The sequence below is a fragment of the Streptomyces sp. NPDC004658 genome (genome assembly GCF_040609555.1).
Lineage (GTDB): Bacteria > Actinomycetota > Actinomycetes > Streptomycetales > Streptomycetaceae > Streptomyces.
In genome coordinates, this window is sequence record NZ_JBEXKG010000391.1 from 1 (window position 1) to 1,468 (window position 1,468).

Sequence of the window (1,468 nt, forward strand, 5' to 3'; positions counted from 1 at the left end):
GCCGCGCCGGGTCAGCCGGGGCGGCCGTACGTCGAGGACGGTGACGCCGCAGGGCGGGCGGGTGCCGCCGGGTTCGCGGAGCACCGCCCGGTCGCCGACCCGGAGGGGCAGCCCGCGGCGCAGGGTGAGCCGGGCGGTGTCCGGGCCGAGCGGGCGGACGGTCACCGGCACGGCAGCCGTTCCGATGTGCAGGGTGACGCACCGCGGCAGGTCGGCCACCGGCTCCCCGGTGACCCGTACGTCGGCGACCTCGGTGCACAGCCAGCGGTCCGGGGTGAGCAGCACCTGGCCGCGGCCGAGGGTGGTGTCCCCCTGGCCGTGCACGTTGACGGCGACGCGGGCCACCGCGCCGACGGCCGTCCGCTCCTCGTGCAGGCTCTGCAGGCCGCGCACCCGCAGCACGGCCGACCCGTCCGCGGTGACCAGCCGGTCGCCGACGCGCAGGGTGCCCGCGCCGAGGGTGCCGGTCACCACGGTGCCGTGGCCCCGGACGGTGAACGCCCTGTCGAGCCACAGACGTACGTCCGCTTCGGTGTCGGGCGCCGGCAACCCGGCCGCCAGCCGGGCCAGTTCGACGCGCAGGTCGTCCAGTCCGGCACCGGTGACCGCGCTGACCGCGACCTGGGGCACCTTGCCGAGGGAGGTGGCGGCGAGCCGCTCGACGGCGTCGGCGCGGACCGGCTCGGGGTCGGCGAGGTCGCTGCGGGTCACCGCGAGGACGGCGTGCCGGACGCCGAGTGCGTCGAGGATGGCGAGGTGCTCCTGCGACTGGGGTTGCCAGCCCTGGTCGGCGGCGACCACGAAGAGCACCGCGGGGACCGGGCCGACACCGGCCAGCATGGTCGGCACGAACCGCTCGTGACCGGGAACGTCGACGAACGCGAGGTGGTCCCCGCCGAGCCGGGTCCACACGAAGCCCAGGTCCAGGGTGAGGCCCCGGCGCCGCTCCTCGTCGTACCGGTCGGGTTCCATGCCGGTGAGGGCCCGGACCAGCGCGGACTTGCCGTGGTCGACGTGCCCGGCGGTGGCGAGAACGCGCATCACGCCTCCCTTTCGCAGGGGGCGGGCGTCGGGCCGTCCACCGCACACGGGCGCCGCGGCGTGCCGGCCGTCCCTCCGCGTCCCCCCACGACCAGCATCACACCGTCCGCCCTTCCAGGGGGACCCCGTGTGCCGGTCGCCCCGCCGCGCGGTCCCGACGTCGTGTCCCCCGCATCCCCTCGGTCATCCTGGCCGCCCTTCCGCGGCGGGCCGCGCGGACCGTACGGCCCCGGCCAGCAGGTCGTCGTCCTCCGGGGGCACCGCCCTGAGGTCCAGCAGGCAGCGGCCCGTCTCCAGGCGGCCGACGACCGGCACACGACCGGTGCGCAGCACGGCGGCGTACGGCTCGGGAAGGGAGAGGGCCGCGCTGGGCAGGGTGACGCCGGGGGCGCCCCCGCCGCCGACCGTGGCGGCGCTGTCGACGGCC

General features: G+C 77.7%; 1 protein-coding gene and 1 pseudogene. Both read right to left on the reverse strand.

What is annotated here, in order from left to right:
- A partial coding sequence (locus tag ABZV94_RS41580) for a GTP-binding protein (protein WP_356350303.1) occupies positions 1-1,041 on the reverse strand: 1,041 nt, incomplete at its 3' end.
- 183 nt (positions 1,042-1,224) lie between these two features.
- A pseudogene (locus tag ABZV94_RS41585) lies at positions 1,225-1,468 on the reverse strand (L-seryl-tRNA(Sec) selenium transferase); the annotation flags it as partial.